The sequence below is a fragment of the Aeromonas rivipollensis genome (assembly GCF_037811135.1).
Classification (GTDB): Bacteria; Pseudomonadota; Gammaproteobacteria; order Enterobacterales; family Aeromonadaceae; genus Aeromonas; species Aeromonas rivipollensis.
Genome location: NZ_CP149130.1, coordinates 1,317,663 through 1,334,396 on the forward strand (window position 1 = coordinate 1,317,663; position 16,734 = coordinate 1,334,396).

A 16,734-nucleotide genomic window follows, 5' to 3' on the forward strand; every position below is an offset into this window, starting at 1 on the left:
CGCCTCGTTGTCAGGCAACTGGCATCATGCAGTCAGGCGGGAATAGCTCAGTTGGTAGAGCACGACCTTGCCAAGGTCGGGGTCGCGAGTTCGAGTCTCGTTTCCCGCTCCAATTTTCCATCGCACCAACGGTGGATATCACTTTCAAGACAATCAGTCTTGTCAGCATGGCGCGTTAGCAAAGCGGTTATGCAGCGGATTGCAAATCCGTTTAGTCCGGTTCGACTCCGGAACGTGCCTCCATCTTTTTCCTCAGTTTCATTCCTGTTCCATGCCCTGTTTCATTCCGGAAACCTCTTTCGGCATATCCCCTTGCGTTCAATATCCTTGCTGGGTCAATAACAGCTCGCAGCCCTGCTTGCGCCACTCTCTTTGCAGATAGTGACTTATCTCGTCGAGGGATTGCCCCCGATACTGAGGTTGCAGTTCGGCGGCGTGGCCGGTCAGATCGGCCATCTTCTGCTTCAGTTGACCGCACTGCCACAGGCTGACGACAGGCACCCCCTGGTACGCCAACGTGATGGCGTCATTCTGGTTGAGCCGCCACTCCTGCCACTGTGACCAGGCGAGCAGACCCAGCGCGCTCAGGACAGCAATGTCTGCCAGTTTCATGCGCTTTTCTCCCCATTTACCTGCCCATGTTCTAACTCTTGCCCAAGGCGTGGTTTTTGCCAGCCTTGTTACTCTTTGGTTAAATAATGTAACCCAGTTTCACTTTCTGGTTTTTAGGCGGTTTTTTTATAAAAAAAGGGGCTTGTTGGTGTAGTAATCCTACAGCTTGTGGAGTAATCTTTGCTCAGTGGTCTTACCAGTGAGGCGTTAAATCATGTTTCATCCCTTCTCCCTGACTCAGATAATCCTTCGCCGCATCTTCGTACTGATGGTGGGTCTGCTTGCCTTCCCGGTGATGCTGTTTCGCCGGGATCGCGCCCGCTTCTACAGCTACCTGCACCGGATCTGGAACAAGACCAGCACCAAGCCGGTGTGGCTCAAGATGAGCGAACGCGGGGAGCGGATCTTCTACTGATCCCTGCCCACAATGAAAAAAGACAGCCCAGGCTGTCTTTTTTTATGGCCTGCCCCCGGCATGGGCCTCTTTCCCGCATGGCTGAGAAGTCAGTCCCAGGCTTGCAGTCGGGTGGGCACCTGCCTTGGCCATCCAGAACCTCTCTCCCCTCTACACCCCCGATGGCGCCCCGTCATGCCTCCCGGCCGAGTTCGGCCAGCGCCGCGCGCAGGCGGGCGAGGCCTATGGGCTTGAACAGGCAGTCGTTCATGCCGGCGGCCAGGCAGAGCTCCCGCTCCCTGGGCAAGGCGTGGGCGGTAAAGCCCCAGATCGGCAGCTCATGACCACGGGCGCGCAGGTTGCGGGTCAGTTCGAAGCCGTCCATCACCGGCATCTGGCAGTCGGTGATGACGAGGTCGAAGGGGTGGCTGCCGACGGCGCGCAAGGCCTCCAGCCCGTTGCTGCGCACGCTCACCTCGTGTCCCAGGTGCTTGAGCTGCTGGCGCAGCAGGATCTGGTTGGCATGGTTGTCATCCACCACCAGTATCCGCAGCCGGGGCCCTGGCTCCCGGGGAGGGAGGAGGGTGGCCGTCACCTGCGGGAGAGCCGGGGTGGCCAGGGTCAGGGGCAGTCTTATCTCGAGGCGGGTCCCCCGTCCCGTCTCGCTGTCGATGCCTATCTCTCCTCCCATCATCTGGCACAGGATGCGGGCCAGGTTCAGGCCAAGGCCGCTGCCCGGGTACTGCTGGGGGGAGTGCGCACGGTAGAAGGGGGTGAACAGCTGGGGCAGCTTGTCCGCCGGGATGCCGACCCCGGTATCTGCGATGACCAGGTGCAGCACGGGGGCCTGCAGGGTGTCTCCCGTCAGGGCGGCGCTGATGCTCACCTCGCCCTGCTCCGTGAACTTGATGGCGTTGCCGATCAGGTTGAAGAGGATCTGGCGCAGTCGAAGGGAATCGATCAGCACAGTCGGCAGGGGGGCGCCGGGCAGCTCGACGCGATAGGCCACCCCCTTTTGCCCGGCCATGCCCCCGAACACCCGGGTGACCGACAGCAGCAGCGGCGTAAGCTCGCAGGGGGTCGGGGTCAGGGTCATCTGGCCCGCCTCTATGCTGGAGATATCCAGGGTATCACCGAGCAGATCCAGCAGACCGTGCGCCGAGTCCGCGGCGATGCGCAGCAGCTCGGCGCTGTGACGACTGAGGGCGGGATCCTCGGTGGCGAGTTCCAGCATGCCGAGGATGGCGTTCATGGGGGTACGGATCTCGTGACTCATGGTGGCGAGAAAGTCGCTCTTGGCCCGGCTGGCGCTGTCGGCCTGCAGCTTGGCCTGGCGCAGGGCCTCCTCCAGCTGCTTGCGGTCCGTGATGTCGATCCAGCCATCGATCACCCCGCTGATGACGCCCTCGCCATCGAAGTAGGGCACCATCCAGTGATAGATGTGGGTCTGGCTCCCTTCGCGGTTGAAAATCCGATCGACGAAGATGGGCTGGCCATGCTGCAGCACCTTGGCAAAGTCCTGCTCCAGGGCGGCGATGCTCTGGGAGTCGATCAGTCCTTCCAGTCCCTGGACGAAGGGGTGCCCCATGACCTCTTCCGGGCGGGCACCGAGCTGGGCCAGGTATTTGCTGTTGCACAGCAATACCTTGCCGCTCTTGTCGCGCACCACTATGGGGTGGGGCTGGCTCTCCCCGAGCGCCTTGATGAACCTCACGTGGGCCTCCAGCTGCTGGCGGGAGGCCTGCTCGGCGCGGGCCAGCCGCTTGAGCATGAGGTTGCGGTAGAGCAGCACCAGGGCCAGGGCGAAGAGTACCGCAAACAACAGGTAGAAGGCGTGGGCGTGGCGCTCGATAAAGCCGGGCACCGGCAGTTTGCGGTTGCGCCACTCGTAGCTCACCATGGCCAGCTCGTTGGGCGGGATGGCGAGCAGGGTCTTGTCGAGGATATTCATCAGCATCTCGTTGCCGGGCTGGCTGGCAAAGCCCATCCGGATGGGCTCGTCATCGGCGGGCCCCGCGATGCGCAGCCGGGTTCGCGGATCATTGTCCAGGGCGTGGCGGGCAAAATAGAGCGGCACTATGGCGGCATCCAGCCTGCCCCCCTCGACGGCCTGCATCGCCTCCTCGGCGCTCTCCATGATGGTGAGCCTGCTGTCCTCCAGCTGATCGGCGAGCGGGTTGTAGCGGGTGATCCCCAGGCGCTTGCCCGCCAGACTCTGCAGCGAATCAATGCTCTCCTCCCCCTGATGGGTGAGGATCACGTAGATGTCGTCCGTGGCATAGGGGACCGAGGGGCGCAGGCCATAGCGCTCGGCCACGGGCCGGGAGATGGCACCGATGAGATCGAGGCGCCCCGATCGGATGGCCTTGTCCCGCTGCCGGTCGGAGTCGAAACGGATGAACTCGAAGGAGAGGCCGGTGCGTTTGCTCACCTTGGCCAGCATGTCGACCGTCATGCCGGTGAGCTGGCCGTCGTGATCCAGGGCGCCATAGGGGTAGAGGTTGTCCATCAGCCACACCCTGATGGGGGGTGACTGGCGTATCCAGGCCCGCTCGGCGGCGTCATAGCGCTCGCTCGCGCTGTCATTCATGTCACGTATGGGCCCGTTCCACTGGCTGAAGATGGCATTGCGGGTCCCGTCGTCGATGGCCTCCAGGCCGCGGTTGATGAGGCCGAGCAGGGCCGGCACGCGGGCGGAGAGCGCGAAGCGAAAGTCGGCCGGTGCCAGGCTGGGTTGTGCCTCGCCGCGCAGCCTGAGGTGGTCGAAGCGCTCGCTGTTGAGATAGTGCATGGCGTGGGCGTCGCTGAGCAGTATCTCCTGGCGGCCGAAGAAGACGGCGTCGAAGGCCTCCATGTTGGAGGGGTGGGTCACCAGGGTGAGGGTGGGGTAGTAGAGCCTGAACCTCTGGGGATCAATCTGCCCCGCAACGGCGGCGACGCGCTGGCCCGGGGTCAGCAGGGGACCCTGATAGGGTTTGGGGGTCGAGAAGACCAGGGCGCTGCTGAAGTAGGGCCGGCTGAGCCGGATCCCGGAGGCCTCGGTGTCCGCCAGGGTCAGGTTGCCGAGGTTGACCAGATCGATTTCTCCCCGGCGCAGGGCGAGCAGGGCGCTCTCCTTGTCGGCGAAGCGGTGCAGTGACAGGGGTTTTTGCAGCAGATGGGCGAGGATGCCGAGGTAATCGGCGGAGATCCCCTCGAACCTGTGCCGGGAGACGATCATGCTGAAGGGGCGGTAATCCTCTGCGAGGAGCCCGACCCGCAGCTGCCTTGCCTGCCGCAACCAGCCCTGCTCGGCCTTGGACCAGCGGGGAGGGACTATCTCGGGGTCGTGACGGCTGTGCAGGGTCAAGGCCAGCGCAGGCTGGATGAACAGCAGACAGAGCAGGATCAGTGATCGATAGAGGTTCATCATGCCACCTGGAACGGGACAGCCATCCTTGCCGGGTCTGGGTCAAAGGCGGCCATTCTACCGGAAAATGGCTATAACGAGTCCCTTATTTGGCCGTAGCCAGCATGAAAGGCACAAGGATGGCGGCATGAGCCGCCATCCTTGTCCAGGGGGGGCGGGATCAGCCGAACCGGTAGGCGCCCATATAAAGGCTGCCGTAATCCCAGCTCTGGTGCAGCCTGTTCGGCCTGTCGCTTCCCGCCGCCCCGAGCGCCACGAACAGCGGGCGCAGGTGATCGTCATGGGGATGGGACTCCACGGCGCCAGGTGCCCGGGCCCGATAATCTTCCAGCGCCGCCCTGTCACCCTCATCCATGGTCTGCTCCAGCCAGTGCACGAAGGCGCTTGCCCAGCGTGGCACCGGGCTGTCGTCCGGCCCGAGCGCCCTCAGGTTGTGGGTGATGGCGCCGGAGGCGAGGATGCCTATGCCCTGGGCGCGCAGGCCCTGCAGCGCCTCCCCCAGTTGCCACAGCTGGGCCGGGGTGAAGCCAGCCGGGATGGAGAGCTGCACCAGGGGGAGTTCGCTCTGGGGATCCATCAGGGAGAGGGGCGACCAGACCCCGTGATCCAGCTCCCGGTGTACCGCAGTGGCGGGCAGGCCCGCCAGCAGCAGCTGATCGCCCACCGCCTCCTGCAGCCACTGGGGGCTCTTGGCCGGCCAGCGGATTTGATAGAGGGGCTCGGGGAAGCCGTAGAAGTCGTACATCAGGGCCGGGCTCGGCTCGACGTTGAGCTGCAGCTCGCTGCGGCTGAACCAGTGGGCCGAGATCACCACCAGTCCCCTGACGCCCTCAAGGCGCAGCTGTTTCAGGAACTGGGTGGCAGGCTGATCCCGCAGCACCAGATCCGGGGCGCCGTGGGAGATGAACCAGACGGGGGCGATAGCCATAGGGAGACTCCTATCAATGAGGCCGGCACGCAGAGCATGGCCGGGTCAGGGCAAGGGGCCACTGACGATGGGGTCATTATCTGCCCCCGATAGGAAGTTAACAATGTGGCAATATGTATAAGCACTGTTCACTATGAGTTGATAGATGAAGACGGGAGATGAGCCTAAAACAACGGGGCCAGCATCGCCATGCTGGCCCCGTTGTTCTTCATCAGCCGGTTATTGCTGGATGCCCGGCGGGCTCTCGCCTGGTGGTGGCCGAGCCAGAAGCCTTACTGAATACCCAGCAGCTCCACGTCGAAGATCAGCACCGAGCCAGGTGGAATTTTACCGGCAGCCCTGTCGCCATAGGCCAGGTTGGCGGGGATGTAGAAGCGGGTCTTCTCCCCTTCCACCATCAGCTGCACCCCTTCGGTCCAGCCCTTTATCACCTGATTGAGGCCAAACTCGATGGGCTCGCCGCGGGCGACCGAGCTGTCGAATACGGTGCCGTCCAGCAGCTTGCCCTCGTAGTGCACCTTCACCTTGCTGGTGGCGGTGGGGTGAACAGTGCCGCTGCCCTGGGTCAGCACTTCGTACTGCAGGCCGGAGGCCGTGGTGGTCACCAGGGGCTTCTCCTTGTTGCTGGCGAGGAACTCGGCGCCCTTGCGCACGTTCTCTTCGGCCAGTTTCTTGTTGTTGCTGCTGGAGTAGAGGTAGTAGGCCACCCCGGCGACGAGCAAGGCGATCAGAATGAATTTCATCGGTTTTCCTATTCCCTGAAATGCAAAGAGTGCAATGAGAACGGCATCTTATCCCAGTTGGGGAGGGAGGGCGAGTGGGACGCAGGGGGATCTGACGAGGCTGGCAGAGGATCAGGGGGCCAGGATCTGGCCCCCTGGTTTCAAGGTGGCAGCTTACTTCGCCGCCACCATCATCAGGGCGGGCAGGGCGAAGAAGAGCCCGGCCACATAGCCCAGCGCCAGCAGCTTGTTCTCGCTGCCGACCCTGGCCAGGGTCTCGGCGGCCTTGATGGGCAGCTCCCGCAGGAAAGGGACCCCGTAGATGAGCACCACGGCAAACAGGTTGAACAGCACGTGGACCAGGGCGATGGTCAGCGCCAGCTGGGCACCGGCACCGCTGATGGCGGTGGCGGCCAGCAGGGCTGTGATGGTGGTGCCTATGTTGGCCCCCAGGGTGAAGGGGTAGAGCTGACGGGTGGTGAAGACGCCGCCGCCGGCCAGGGGGATCATCAGGCTGGTGGTGGTGGAGGAGGACTGCACCATCACCGTCATCAGGGTACCGGAGGCGATGCCGGTCAGGGGGCCACGGCCCAGGGCCTTGTGCAGCAGCTCCTTGGCGCGGCCCACCATGACCCGTTGCAGCACCTTGCCGAGGCTGGTGACGCAACCCAGGATCAGCAGTATGCCGATGACGATGGTGGCGATGGCGGGGCCCTTGCCCGGCAGGAAGGCTACGACCGCGTCGATGAGATCCAGCGACGGCGAGATGAGGGGCTTCATGAAGTCCATCCCCTTCATCGACATGTCGGCGGAGCCCATCAGCAGGACTGAGATCCACTCGGCGCTTTGCTGCAGCAGGCCGAACATCAGCTCAAGGGGCAGGAAGATGAAGACCGCCAGCAGGTTGAAGAAGTCGTGTACTGTGGCGGCGGCGAAGGCGCGGCGAAACTCGCCTCTGTCCCGGATGTGGCCGAGGGAAACGATGGTGTTGGTGATGGTGGTGCCGAGGTTGGCCCCCATCACCATGGGGATGGCCATCTCCATGGGCAGGCCACCGGCCACCAGGCCGACGATCACCGAGGTGACAGTGCTGGAGGATTGCACCAGGGCGGTGGCCAGGATGCCGAGCAGCAGGGCGACGAAGGGGTTGTTGGCGAAAGCGAAGATCTGGGCCGCGCCCTCGGCGCCGCCGGAGAAGCCCTTGAAGCCGTGGGAGACGGCGCCAACGGCGACCAGGATCAGGTAGATCAGCGTGATCACCGCGAGCCAGTTGAACAGGGGGCCGGGACGGCGGGTCTGCTGGGGTGCGGAAGATGCGGTGCTGTGCATATGGCCTCTTGGGGTCGTTCTGCGTTGAAATGGACGGGCGCATTACAGCAGCGCTCCATGACAGAAATATGACAAAGTGACACTTTTATGATGTTTTGGTGACAGGGCGGCAGGGGGCGTCGCAGACAAAAAGTGTCGGAGCAAACGGCGATATGGCGCCATCCGGCACAGAGTCGGCCCCCGCCCTTGCACCGAGATCCCAGGGTTATATGCTGTCAGGCTTTCCTGTCTTCAAACTGAGGAAGTGATGATGCGTGCATGGGTTTTGTGTCTCTCTCTGGGTCTGCTGTCTGCCGGTGCGCAGGCCAGCGTGTTCAAGTCCGAGTGCAACCTCGACAAGGCGGCCAGAAACGAGGCGATGAATGCGACCCTGGGGGTCAAGGGCAACTGCGATGCGGACAAGCTGGTGCGTCAGCAGAAGGAGAAGGCCAAGGCCGAGGTGAAGAACACCACCACGGGCGTGCTGGACAAGAAGACGGCGGGCCTGAAAGAGGCAAAGCAGAACACCGGTGCGGCCCTGGACAAGCAGACCGCCGAGCTGAAACAGACTCAGGACAAGGTCAACCAGACCCGCAAGGATGTCAAAGCCGTGGCCAAGGATCCGGTCAAGGCGGCCGCCACCGCGGTGATCAACCAGGGGTGAGGGATAGTCCGGCACAGGTCTGCATGCAAGAAGGGGAGCCATGGGCTCCCCTTCTGTTTGGCTGTCGTCCGGCCGGGCTTACTGGCCGTCGGCCGTTTCCTCGTACTGACGGAAGGGGATGCGGAACACCGCCAGGCGCAGGAAGAGGTAGGTGACCCCGATCCCCGCCCAGATGAGGCCAAGCTCCAGGGAGCTCTGCTCCAGGTTGATCCAGAGCGCGCCTATGGTGGCGGCCCCCAGCAGCGGCAGCACCAGGAACAGCAGGTGCTCCTTCAGGCTCTTGTTGCGCTGCTCGCGCACCCAGAACTGGCCGATGACCGACAGGTTGACGAAGGTGAAGGCCACCAGGGCGCCGAAGTTCACCAGCGCCAGCGCCATGTCCAGATCGAAGGACACCGCGGAGAGGGCCAGGGCCCCCACCAGCAGCACGTTGATGGCCGGGGTGCGCCAGGTGGGGTGGATGTAGCCGAACACCCGCTCCGGGATCATGCGATCGCGCCCCATCACGTAGAGGATGCGCGAGACGCCGGCGTGGGCCGCCATGCCGGAGGCGAGCACGGCCGCCGTGGTGCACACCAGCACCACGCTCTGGAACAGGGTGCCGCCGACGTAGAGGGCGATCTCAGGCAGCACGGCATCCGGCTCCTTGAAGCGGGCCAGGTCCGGGAAGAAGAGCTGCAGGCTGTAGGAGACGGTGACGAAGATGATGCCGCCGATGAGCGCGGTCAGCACTATGGCACGGGGGATCACCTTGCCGGCGTTCGGGGTCTCTTCCGACAGGGAGCTCAGGCCGTCGAAGCCGAGGAAGGAGAAGCAGAGAATGGTGGCGCCGGTGAACAGCGGCAGCATGCCGGCGGACTCAACGTGGAAGGGGCGGCTGCTCAGCAGGGTGCCGGTTCCTTCGCCGTGCAGCAGTCCCCAGGCGATGAGGCCGAGGAAGGTGAGGATGATGGCAACCTGGATAAAGACGATGAAGCCATTGAGGTTGGCCACCAGCTTGATGCCGCGCAGGTTCAGGAAGGTCATCACCGTCACCAGGCCGAAGATGAAGATCCAGGGATCGACGTTCGGGAACATGGCGGTCAGATAGATCTTGGCCAGCAGTATGTTGATCATCGGCATGAACATGTAGTCGAGCAGGGAAGACCAGCCCACCATGAAGCCCACATAGGGGTGGAACACCTTCTGGGCATAGGTGTAGGCGGAGCCTGCGGACGGGAAGCGACGCACCAGGTGGCCGTAGCTGAAGGCGGTCAGCAGGATGCCGCCCAATGCCAGCAGGTAGGCGGTGGCGACCCGGCCCTCGGTGATGTCACCGACGATGGCGAAGGTGTCGAACACGGCCATGGGGGTCAGATAGGCCAGGCCCATCACCACCACCTGCCACATGCTGAGGGTTTTTTTCAGACGAACGGGTTGCTGGCTCACTCAGGCTCCCTCCTTGCACGGCAGGCAGGAGGTGGAATGGCGTGAGGCCATGGGACTGGTTTCTCGCATCCGCAGCGGATCGGTATGCAAACCACAGACGTTGGTCGCGCGGCGACCAAAGCAGGTTCCGGTGACAACCGGAGACAAAGCCAATAAGAGCCCCATGTTTTTCCTCATTGCGGCATTAGGTTCATCTGAACCTAGATATCATTTCCGGAATGGTTCCGGCCTCGAAGTAGACACTTGTTTTCAAAATGAAAAATAACCGATGTGAGGATCACATCGGTTATTCAAATCGGCGCGCATTTTGCCCCAGATGGGGGGGGATGACAAGCCAGGATCGGCATTCCCGGCAAGAGAATGCACAAGGACAGGGTTTACATCAAAAAACCGCGCCTATTCCGGGGTCGACGACAGGGGGGCCAGCCCGCTGCTGGCAAGGCTTGCCGCCTGCTGGCTCGGTAGCGAGACCCGCCAGACGGTGGTGCGCAAAAACAGGTAAATCCCGCCGATGGCGGCCCAGATCAGCCCCAGCACCAGGGAGGTCTGCTCCAGGTTGAGCCAGAGTATGGCCACAGTCCCTGCCCCGAGCAGGGGCAGCACCAGGTATTGCAGGCGATCCTGCCAGGTTTTGTTGCGCCCCTGACGCAGGTAGTAGCAGGAGATCACCGACAGATTGACCACGGTGAAGGCCACCAGGGCGCCAAAGTTGATCAGCGCCAGGGCGATCTCCAGATCGAAGCTGACGGCCGACAAGGCCAGCAGGCCCACCAGCAGTATGTTGAACACCGGGGTGCGCCACTTGGGATGGATGTAGCCGAAGGTGCGCTGGGGCAGCACCTTGTCCCGTCCCATCACGTAGAGGATGCGGGAGACCCCGGCGTGGGAGGAGAGCCCCGAGGCCAGCACCGCCACGCAGGCACAGACCAGCACCACGCTCTGGAACAGCTTGCCGCCGACGTAGAGGGCGATCTCCGGCAGCACGGCGTCCGGCGCCTTGAAGCGGGAGGCATCCGGGAAGTAGAGCTGCAGGGCATAGGCCACCACCACGAAGATGAGGCCGCCAAGCAGGGCGGTCAGGATGATGGCCCTGGGGATCACCTTGCCGGCCTCCGGGGTCTCCTCGGAGAGGGCGCTCAGGCTGTCGAAGCCGAGGAAGGAGAAGCAGAGGATGGTGGCCCCGGTCAGCAGCGGCAAGATCTCTGTGCTGCTGCTGTAGATGGGCTGCAGGCTGAGGGTGCCGAACCCTTCCCCCTGATAGACCCCATGAGCGAGCAGGCCGAGGAAGACCAGCATGATGGCCACCTGGATGAAGATGATGAGGCCGTTGAGGTTAGCCACCAGATCGATGCCGCGCAGGTTGATGGCGGTCATCAGCACCGTCATGCCGAGGATGAAGATCCAGGGCTCGACGCCGGGGAAGAGGGCGCTCAGATAGATCTTGGCCAGCAGCATGTTGATCATCGGCAGGAAGATGTAGTCGAGCAGGGAGGACCAGCCCACCATGAAGCCCACCACGGGGGAGAACTCCCGCTGGGCATAGGTGTAGGCCGAGCCCGCGATCGGGTAGTGACGCACCATCTTGCTGTAGCTGGAGGCGGTGAAGAGCACCCCGACCAGGGCCAGCAGGTAGGCGGTGGTGACATGACCCTGGGTGATGTCGGTGACGATGCCGAAGGTATCGAACACCACCATGGGGGTCATGTAGGCCAGGCCCATCACGACCACTTGCCACAGGGTCAGGGTTTGTTTCAGTCGCGCAGGGCGTGGGGCCATGGGGCCGTCTCCTAAGAATGCAGTGGTGAAGGGCCTGCCTGCCGAGCAGGGCCCCATGACAGGGTGACTGGTCACTGAGGGAGCCAAGTGCTCCTGCCATCATTTTTTGGGGGCGAGATGATACCGTATAAGCAGGCCATCCGCGATGGACGGCCTGTCGTTATCTGACGATATTGTTCGTGCCAGCGAGAAACGTGGGCACTAGCCCTGACTGGCGGCGGCCAGCGCCTGCTCCAGCAGGTCGAGTCCCTCGTCGATCAGCGCCGGGGAGGCGGTGAGGGGGGCGAGGAAGCGGATGACGTTGGCACGCACGCCGCAGGCCAGCAGCACCAGGCCCCGTTTGCCTGCCTCTGCCACCAGCCGTTTGGTGAGATCCGGGTCCGGTTTGATGGCATCGCGCCCCTTGACCAGCTCCATGGCCACCATGGCGCCGGGGCCGCGGATGTTGCCTATGCTGTCAAATCGCTCCGCCAGCTGGTGCAGGCGCGCCTTGATCTGCTCCCCCTGCACCAGGGCCTGCTGGTTCAGGCGCTCCTCCTCGATGACCTCCAGCACCGCCAGGGCGGCGGCGCAGGCGATGGGGGAGCCCGCATAGGTACCCCCCAGGCCACCTGGCTTGGCGGCGTTCATCACCTCGCTCTTGCCCACCACGGCGGAGAGCGGGAAGCCGCCGGCCAGGCTCTTGGCGAGGGTCATGATGTCCGGCTCGACGCCGCTGTATTCGGTGGCGAAGGTCTTGCCGGTGCGACAGAAACCTGTCTGGATCTCGTCGCAGATGAGCAGTATGCCGTGCTGATCGCAGATCTTGCGCAGCGCTTGCAGGAAGCTCGGGGAGGCGACATAGAAGCCACCCTCACCCTGCACCGGCTCTATGATGATGGCGGCCACCCGGGCCGGTTCGATGTCGGCGCTGAAGCAGAGATCCAGCGCCGCAAGGGCATCGGCCTCGCTCACCCCCAGGTAGTCGGCCGGGAAGGGGAGGTGATAGACCTCCCCCGGGAAGGGGCCGAAGCCGGTCTTGTAGGGCACCACCTTGCCGGTGAGCGCCATACCCATCATGGTGCGGCCGTGGAAGCCGCCCTTGAAGGCGATGGTGCCGCTGCGGCCGGTGTGGGCGCGGGCTATCTTGATGGCGTTCTCCACCGCCTCGGCACCGGTGGAGAGGAAGAGGGTACGCTTGGGGGTCGGGCCCGGCACCAGGGCGTTGAGCTTCTCGGCAAGCTTGATATAGCCCGGGTAGGGGGTGACCTGGAAGCAGGTGTGGCTGAACTTCTCGAGCTGCTCGCGCACGGCGGCGACCACCTTGGGGTGGTTGTGGCCGGTGTTGAGCACGGCGATGCCGGAGGCAAAATCGATGTAACGGTTGCCCTCCACGTCCCACAGCTCGGCGTTTTGCGCCCGGTCGATGAAGACCGGCAGCAGGGTGCCGACGCCCTGTACCACGGCCGCTTCGCGGCGCGCTTGCCACGCCTGGTTTGAATGCTGTTCTGACTGACTCATCTTTCCTCCCTGAGGGGCATGGCCCCTGATATTCCTGTGCAATCTGCTCGTCGATTGAACCGCGCACTGCCATCTGGCAGGGCGGCATGTCTGGTGCGGGGCGCGGGTGGCGTACCGCAGGGCGCCGTCGAGGCTCTCGTGAGGCCGAGCTGGCGCCCATGTCTATCTATAAAAACGATGGACGGGTGTCAGAGGCATCTTTTTCAGCGATGCCTCTGCGGGGCATGGGCATCAACGGATGCCGCCAAAGCAGAGGTATTTGGTCTCGAGGTACTCCTCCAGCCCCTCTGCCGCCCCTTCCCGACCCAGTCCCGACTCCTTGATGCCGCCAAAGGGGGCCAGCTCGGTCGAGATGATCCCCTCGTTGATGCCCACCATGCCGTATTCCAGCTGCTCGGCCACCCGCCACACCCGGGCAACGTCCCGGCCATAGAAGTAGGCGGCCAGGCCATAAGGGGTGTCGTTGGCGATGGCGATGGCCTCGGCCTCGGTCTCGAAGCGCACCAGGGGGGCGACGGGGCCGAAGATCTCTTCCTGCAGTATGGGGTTGTCCCGGGTCACGCCGGTCAGGATGGTGGGGTGGTAGAAGAGCGGGCCGGCGGGGTGGGCTTGCCCCCCCACCAGCACACTGGCCCCGGCGGCCTCGGCCTGGCTGACCAGGGAGGCGACCTTGTCGGCGGCGGCGGCATTGATGAGGGGGCCGATCTGGGTGCCTTCACCCATGCCATCCCCCACCTTGAAGGCGCGCACCGCGGCGGCCAGCTTCTCGGCGAAGGCGTCATGGACGCTGGCCTGCACCAGGATGCGGTTGGCACAGACGCAGGTCTGGCCGGCGTTGCGGTATTTGGAGGCGAGTGCCCCGGCCACGGCGGCGTCGAGGTCGGCATCGTCAAACACGATGAAGGGGGCGTTGCCACCCAGCTCCAGGGAGAGCCGCTTCATGGTATCGGCGCACTGGCGCATCAGCAGCTTGCCGATGCGGGTGGAGCCGGTGAAGGAGAGCTTGCGCACCTTGGGGTTGCGGCACAGCTCGTCGCCCACGACCGAGGCCTGATGGGAGGTGACTATGTTGATGACCCCGGCGGGAATGCCCGCCTGCTCGGCCAGGGCTGCCAGCGCCAGCGCGCACAGCGGTGTCTCGGCGGCGGGCTTGATGACGATGGTGCAACCGGCGGCCAGTGCAGGGCCGGCCTTGCGGGTGATCATGGCGATGGGGAAGTTCCAGGGGGTGATGGCGGCCACCACGCCCACCGGCTGCTTGATGGTGGCCAGGCGCCGGTCGCCGGAGAAACCGGGAATGGTGCGGCCATAGGCGCGTTTGCCCTCTTCCGCGAACCACTGGATGAAGCTGGCACCGTAGGCCACCTCGCCCTTGGCCTCGGCGAGCGGTTTGCCCTGCTCGCAGGTCATGATGCGGGCCAGTTCATCCTGGTTGGCCATGATCAGTTCGAACCAGGTGTGGAGCCGGCTGCCGCGCTCCTTGGCGGTGAGGGCGGCCCAGGCGGGCTGGGCATTGTGAGCCGCCGCTATGGCGAGCCGGGTGTCCGCCTCGCCCATGTCGGGTACCTGGGTGATGAGCTGGCCGGTCGCCGGGTTCAGGACCTCGAATCGTTGTCCGCCATGGGCCTCGCACCAGCGGCCATCTATATAGGCAAGGGACTTGATCAGGGAGAGTGCGGGTTGTGATGCTGACATAGATAGGAAGCCTCGATTGTGGGTCTGGGTGGCCAACTCATCCCGTGGTGCCACCGTATAGAATAATAAGCACCTAACGACCATAAAGTGAGCCGAAATGTTTTTCAAGTGTTAAATATATTTGAGTGAATGGTGCGGTGCATGCTAGAAATGGGGCTCTCAGGACGATTCTAGCGTTTCTCATCCGGTGAGGTGTGCAAAATAATGAACATACTTGGCTGTGCAGGATAGCGAACAGGGTGCCGGGATTGACGCATTATTTTAACCAGTCGCCACAAGGTATTCGAATGGCCATACAAGGAGGTGGGGATGCAGCAACCACAAGGCGAGGTCCAGTGGCAGACCATGACGGATAACCCCTTGTCTGACAAAGGGATGGATAAAACCATGGGGGAGCGGCTCGCCCTCTTGCGCCGTCGCCTCGGGCTCTCCCAGCGCCGGGCCGCCGAGCTGAGCGGCCTGACTCACGGCGCCATCTGCATGATAGAGCAGAACAAGGTGAGCCCCTCGGTCGCCTCGTTGCAAAAATTGCTCAGCGTCTACGAGCTGCCGCTCTCCCGCTTCTTCGCCGAGGAGGAGGCGCGGGCGCCGAGCGTGGTGATCAAGGCGGAGCAGCTCATCGAGCTGGGCAGCCAGGGGGTCTCCATGAAGCTGGTGCACAACGGCAACAATCGTCGCCAGCTCGGCTTCATGCTGGAGACCTATGCCCCGGGCACGGACACCGGAGGGCAGGTCAAGCACCTGGGGGAGGAGGTGGGCACAGTGCTGGAGGGGTCGGTCGTGCTGAGCCTGGCCGGGCAGACCTATCAGCTCAGCGCCGGAGACAGCTATGTGATCGACACCGGCGAACCCCACAGCTTCAGCAATCCGTCGGGGCAGGTCTGCCGCATCGTCAGCGCCCACACCCCCGCCAGCTTTTGACATTCAACAGCACGAACATTGGAAACGAACCGGTAAGGAAACAGGGATCATGACCGAACATGTAAAGAGTTACTACGCAGCCAGTGCCAACCCGCACGCCCCCTACCCGACGCTCACCGAGCAGCTTGAGTGCGACGTCTGTGTCATAGGGGCCGGGTATACCGGCCTCTCCAGCGCCCTGCACCTGGTGGAGAAAGGTTACAAGGTGGTGGTGCTGGAGGCGGCCAGGGTGGGGTTTGGCGCCAGCGGCCGCAACGGCGGCCAGATCGTCAACTCCTACAGCCGCGACATCGACACCATAGAAGCGAACTGCCCGCCGGATCAGGCCAGGCTGCTCGGCTCCATGTTGTTTGAGGGGGGAGACATCATCCGCGAGCGGATCCAGCGCTACAACATCCAGTGCGATCTGCAGCAGGGCGGTGTCTTTGCCGCCGAGACCCAGAAGCAGCTCCACGAGCTCAAGGCACAACATGCCCGCTGGCAGAAGTGGGGCAACGATCAGCTGGAGCTGCTCGATGCCGAAGGGGTGCGTGAGGTGGTGGCAAGCGATCGCTACGTCGGCGCCCTGCTGGACAAGCGCGGTGGTCATATCCACCCCCTCAACCTGGCGCTGGGGGAAGCGGAAGCCATCCGCACCCTGGGGGGCCGCATCTTCGAGCAATCCGCCGTCACCAGCATCACTCCGGGCCAGATTGCCCAGGTGAAGACGGCCAAGGGGGCGGTGAAGGCGCGCTTCGTGGTGGTGGCCGGCAACGCCTATCTCGGCAATCTGGTGCCGGAGCTCGCGAGCAAGAGCATGCCGTGCGGCACGCAAGTCATCGCCACCGAGGTGCTGGGGGAGGAGCGGGCTCGCGCCCTGCTGCCGCAGAACTACTGCCTGGAAGATTGCAACTACCTGCTCGACTACTACAGAACCACAGGGGATCACCGGCTGATCTACGGCGGCGGCGTTGTCTATGGGGCGCGGGATCCGGCAGACATAGAACGGCTGATCATCCCCAAGATGCTCAAGACCTTCCCGCAGCTGGCGGACGTCAAGGTGGAGTACACCTGGACCGGCAACTTCCTCTTGACCCTGTCGCGCCTGCCGCAGTTTGGCCGTATCGGTCACAACATCTACTACATGCAGGGTTACAGCGGCCACGGCGTGACCTGTACCCATCTGGCGGGCAAGCTGCTCTCGGAAGTGTTGAGTGGTCAGGCGGAGCGCTTCGATGCCTTCGCCAAGCTGCCGCACTACCCCTTCCCGGGTGGGCGGCTGTTCCGCATCCCCTTCACCGCCGCGGGGGCCGCCTGGTATACCCTGCGAGACAGGCTGGGGGTGTGACGCCCATAAACGGCATAGCGCTATGGCGTCATGACTGCCGAATGGTGAAG

The 16,734-nt window shown here is 63.6% G+C and carries 13 protein-coding genes and 2 tRNA genes; 6 read left to right on the top strand and 9 right to left on the bottom strand.

The window, feature by feature from the left end; genetic code table 11:
• The first annotated feature begins 36 nt into the window (after window positions 1-36).
• Window positions 37-112: transfer RNA gene (locus tag WIR04_RS06075), tRNA-Gly, on the top strand.
• 57 nt (window positions 113-169) lie between these two features.
• A tRNA-Cys gene (locus tag WIR04_RS06080) sits at window positions 170-243 on the top strand.
• 75 nt (window positions 244-318) lie between these two features.
• On the opposite strand, the gene WIR04_RS06085 is transcribed toward WIR04_RS06080, so the two are convergent.
• Window positions 319-612 (bottom strand): hypothetical protein, encoded by a 294-nt coding sequence (locus tag WIR04_RS06085; protein WP_338891233.1) that lies wholly within the window; start codon window positions 610-612, stop codon window positions 319-321.
• Window positions 613-826: 214 nt separating this feature from the next.
• Here WIR04_RS06085 and WIR04_RS06090 point away from each other — a divergent pair, with 214 nt between their 5' ends.
• On the top strand, window positions 827-1,027 hold the full coding sequence (locus WIR04_RS06090; protein WP_025327782.1) for a YbfA family protein: 201 nt from the start codon (window positions 827-829) through the stop codon (window positions 1,025-1,027).
• A 172-nt stretch (window positions 1,028-1,199) separates the two neighbouring features.
• Here WIR04_RS06090 and WIR04_RS06095 read toward each other — a convergent pair whose 3' ends face one another.
• From WIR04_RS06095 to WIR04_RS06110, 4 genes are all read right to left on the bottom strand, one after another.
• Window positions 1,200-4,415, bottom strand: a complete 3,216-nt coding sequence (locus WIR04_RS06095) for a response regulator (RefSeq protein ID WP_338891236.1) — start codon at window positions 4,413-4,415, stop codon at window positions 1,200-1,202.
• Between the two features lie 160 nt (window positions 4,416-4,575).
• Entirely contained in the window at window positions 4,576-5,343 is a 768-nt protein-coding gene (locus tag WIR04_RS06100; protein ID WP_338891237.1) for a class III extradiol ring-cleavage dioxygenase, read from the bottom strand.
• Window positions 5,344-5,615: 272 nt separating this feature from the next.
• Window positions 5,616-6,086, bottom strand: coding sequence for an FKBP-type peptidyl-prolyl cis-trans isomerase (locus WIR04_RS06105; protein ID WP_338891239.1), 471 nt, complete (start codon window positions 6,084-6,086; stop codon window positions 5,616-5,618).
• Window positions 6,087-6,239: 153 nt separating this feature from the next.
• Entirely contained in the window at window positions 6,240-7,394 is a 1,155-nt protein-coding gene (locus WIR04_RS06110) for a Na/Pi cotransporter family protein (RefSeq protein WP_338891241.1), read from the bottom strand.
• Between the two features lie 250 nt (window positions 7,395-7,644).
• On the opposite strand from WIR04_RS06110, the gene WIR04_RS06115 reads away from it, so the two are divergent.
• Entirely contained in the window at window positions 7,645-8,037 is a 393-nt protein-coding gene (locus tag WIR04_RS06115; protein ID WP_338891243.1) for a hypothetical protein, read from the top strand.
• A gap of 78 nt (window positions 8,038-8,115) precedes the next feature.
• Here the strand turns inward: WIR04_RS06115 and WIR04_RS06120 are convergent, their stop codons facing one another.
• From WIR04_RS06120 to WIR04_RS06135, 4 genes are all read right to left on the bottom strand, one after another.
• The gene (locus WIR04_RS06120) at window positions 8,116-9,426 is read right to left on the bottom strand and encodes an APC family permease (RefSeq protein ID WP_374048934.1); all 1,311 of its coding nucleotides are present in this window, start codon (window positions 9,424-9,426) and stop codon (window positions 8,116-8,118) included.
• Between the two features lie 435 nt (window positions 9,427-9,861).
• On the bottom strand, window positions 9,862-11,241 hold the full coding sequence (locus WIR04_RS06125; RefSeq protein ID WP_338891245.1) for an APC family permease: 1,380 nt from the start codon (window positions 11,239-11,241) through the stop codon (window positions 9,862-9,864).
• A 201-nt stretch (window positions 11,242-11,442) separates the two neighbouring features.
• Window positions 11,443-12,741 carry a 4-aminobutyrate--2-oxoglutarate transaminase gene (gene gabT, locus WIR04_RS06130; protein ID WP_338891247.1) on the bottom strand — a complete coding sequence of 433 codons (1,299 nt, stop codon included), beginning with the start codon at window positions 12,739-12,741 and terminating at the stop codon, window positions 11,443-11,445.
• 231 nt (window positions 12,742-12,972) lie between these two features.
• The gene (locus WIR04_RS06135; protein ID WP_338891249.1) at window positions 12,973-14,436 is read right to left on the bottom strand and encodes an NAD-dependent succinate-semialdehyde dehydrogenase; all 1,464 of its coding nucleotides are present in this window, start codon (window positions 14,434-14,436) and stop codon (window positions 12,973-12,975) included.
• A 309-nt stretch (window positions 14,437-14,745) separates the two neighbouring features.
• On the opposite strand from WIR04_RS06135, the gene puuR reads away from it, so the two are divergent.
• Together puuR and WIR04_RS06145 are read left to right on the top strand one after the other, a co-directional pair.
• A complete protein-coding gene (puuR, locus tag WIR04_RS06140; protein ID WP_025327772.1) occupies window positions 14,746-15,357 on the top strand; it encodes an HTH-type transcriptional regulator PuuR in 612 nt (203 codons plus the stop codon).
• 49 nt (window positions 15,358-15,406) lie between these two features.
• Window positions 15,407-16,684 carry an FAD-binding oxidoreductase gene (locus tag WIR04_RS06145; protein WP_338891252.1) on the top strand — a complete coding sequence of 426 codons (1,278 nt, stop codon included), beginning with the start codon at window positions 15,407-15,409 and terminating at the stop codon, window positions 16,682-16,684.
• The last annotated feature ends 50 nt before the right edge of the window (window positions 16,685-16,734 follow it).

Bases quoted from the DNA above. Each gene is read 5' to 3' on its own strand.
- WIR04_RS06085 (WP_338891233.1), bottom strand. From the start codon at position 612: ATGAAACTGGCAGACATTGCTGTCCTGAGCGCGCTGGGTCTGCTCGCC.
- WIR04_RS06090 (WP_025327782.1), top strand. From the start codon at position 827: ATGTTTCATCCCTTCTCCCTGACTCAGATAATCCTTCGCCGCATCTTC.
- WIR04_RS06095 (WP_338891236.1), bottom strand. From the start codon at position 4,415: ATGAACCTCTATCGATCACTGATCCTGCTCTGTCTGCTGTTCATCCAG.
- WIR04_RS06100 (WP_338891237.1), bottom strand. From the start codon at position 5,343: ATGGCTATCGCCCCCGTCTGGTTCATCTCCCACGGCGCCCCGGATCTG.
- WIR04_RS06105 (WP_338891239.1), bottom strand. From the start codon at position 6,086: ATGAAATTCATTCTGATCGCCTTGCTCGTCGCCGGGGTGGCCTACTAC.
- WIR04_RS06110 (WP_338891241.1), bottom strand. From the start codon at position 7,394: ATGCACAGCACCGCATCTTCCGCACCCCAGCAGACCCGCCGTCCCGGC.
- WIR04_RS06115 (WP_338891243.1), top strand. From the start codon at position 7,645: ATGCGTGCATGGGTTTTGTGTCTCTCTCTGGGTCTGCTGTCTGCCGGT.
- WIR04_RS06120 (WP_374048934.1), bottom strand. From the start codon at position 9,426: ATGTGGCAGGTGGTGGTGATGGGCCTGGCCTATCTGACCCCCATGGCC.
- WIR04_RS06125 (WP_338891245.1), bottom strand. From the start codon at position 11,241: ATGGCCCCACGCCCTGCGCGACTGAAACAAACCCTGACCCTGTGGCAA.
- gabT (WP_338891247.1), bottom strand. From the start codon at position 12,741: ATGAGTCAGTCAGAACAGCATTCAAACCAGGCGTGGCAAGCGCGCCGC.
- WIR04_RS06135 (WP_338891249.1), bottom strand. From the start codon at position 14,436: ATGTCAGCATCACAACCCGCACTCTCCCTGATCAAGTCCCTTGCCTAT.
- puuR (WP_025327772.1), top strand. From the start codon at position 14,746: ATGCAGCAACCACAAGGCGAGGTCCAGTGGCAGACCATGACGGATAAC.
- WIR04_RS06145 (WP_338891252.1), top strand. From the start codon at position 15,407: ATGACCGAACATGTAAAGAGTTACTACGCAGCCAGTGCCAACCCGCAC.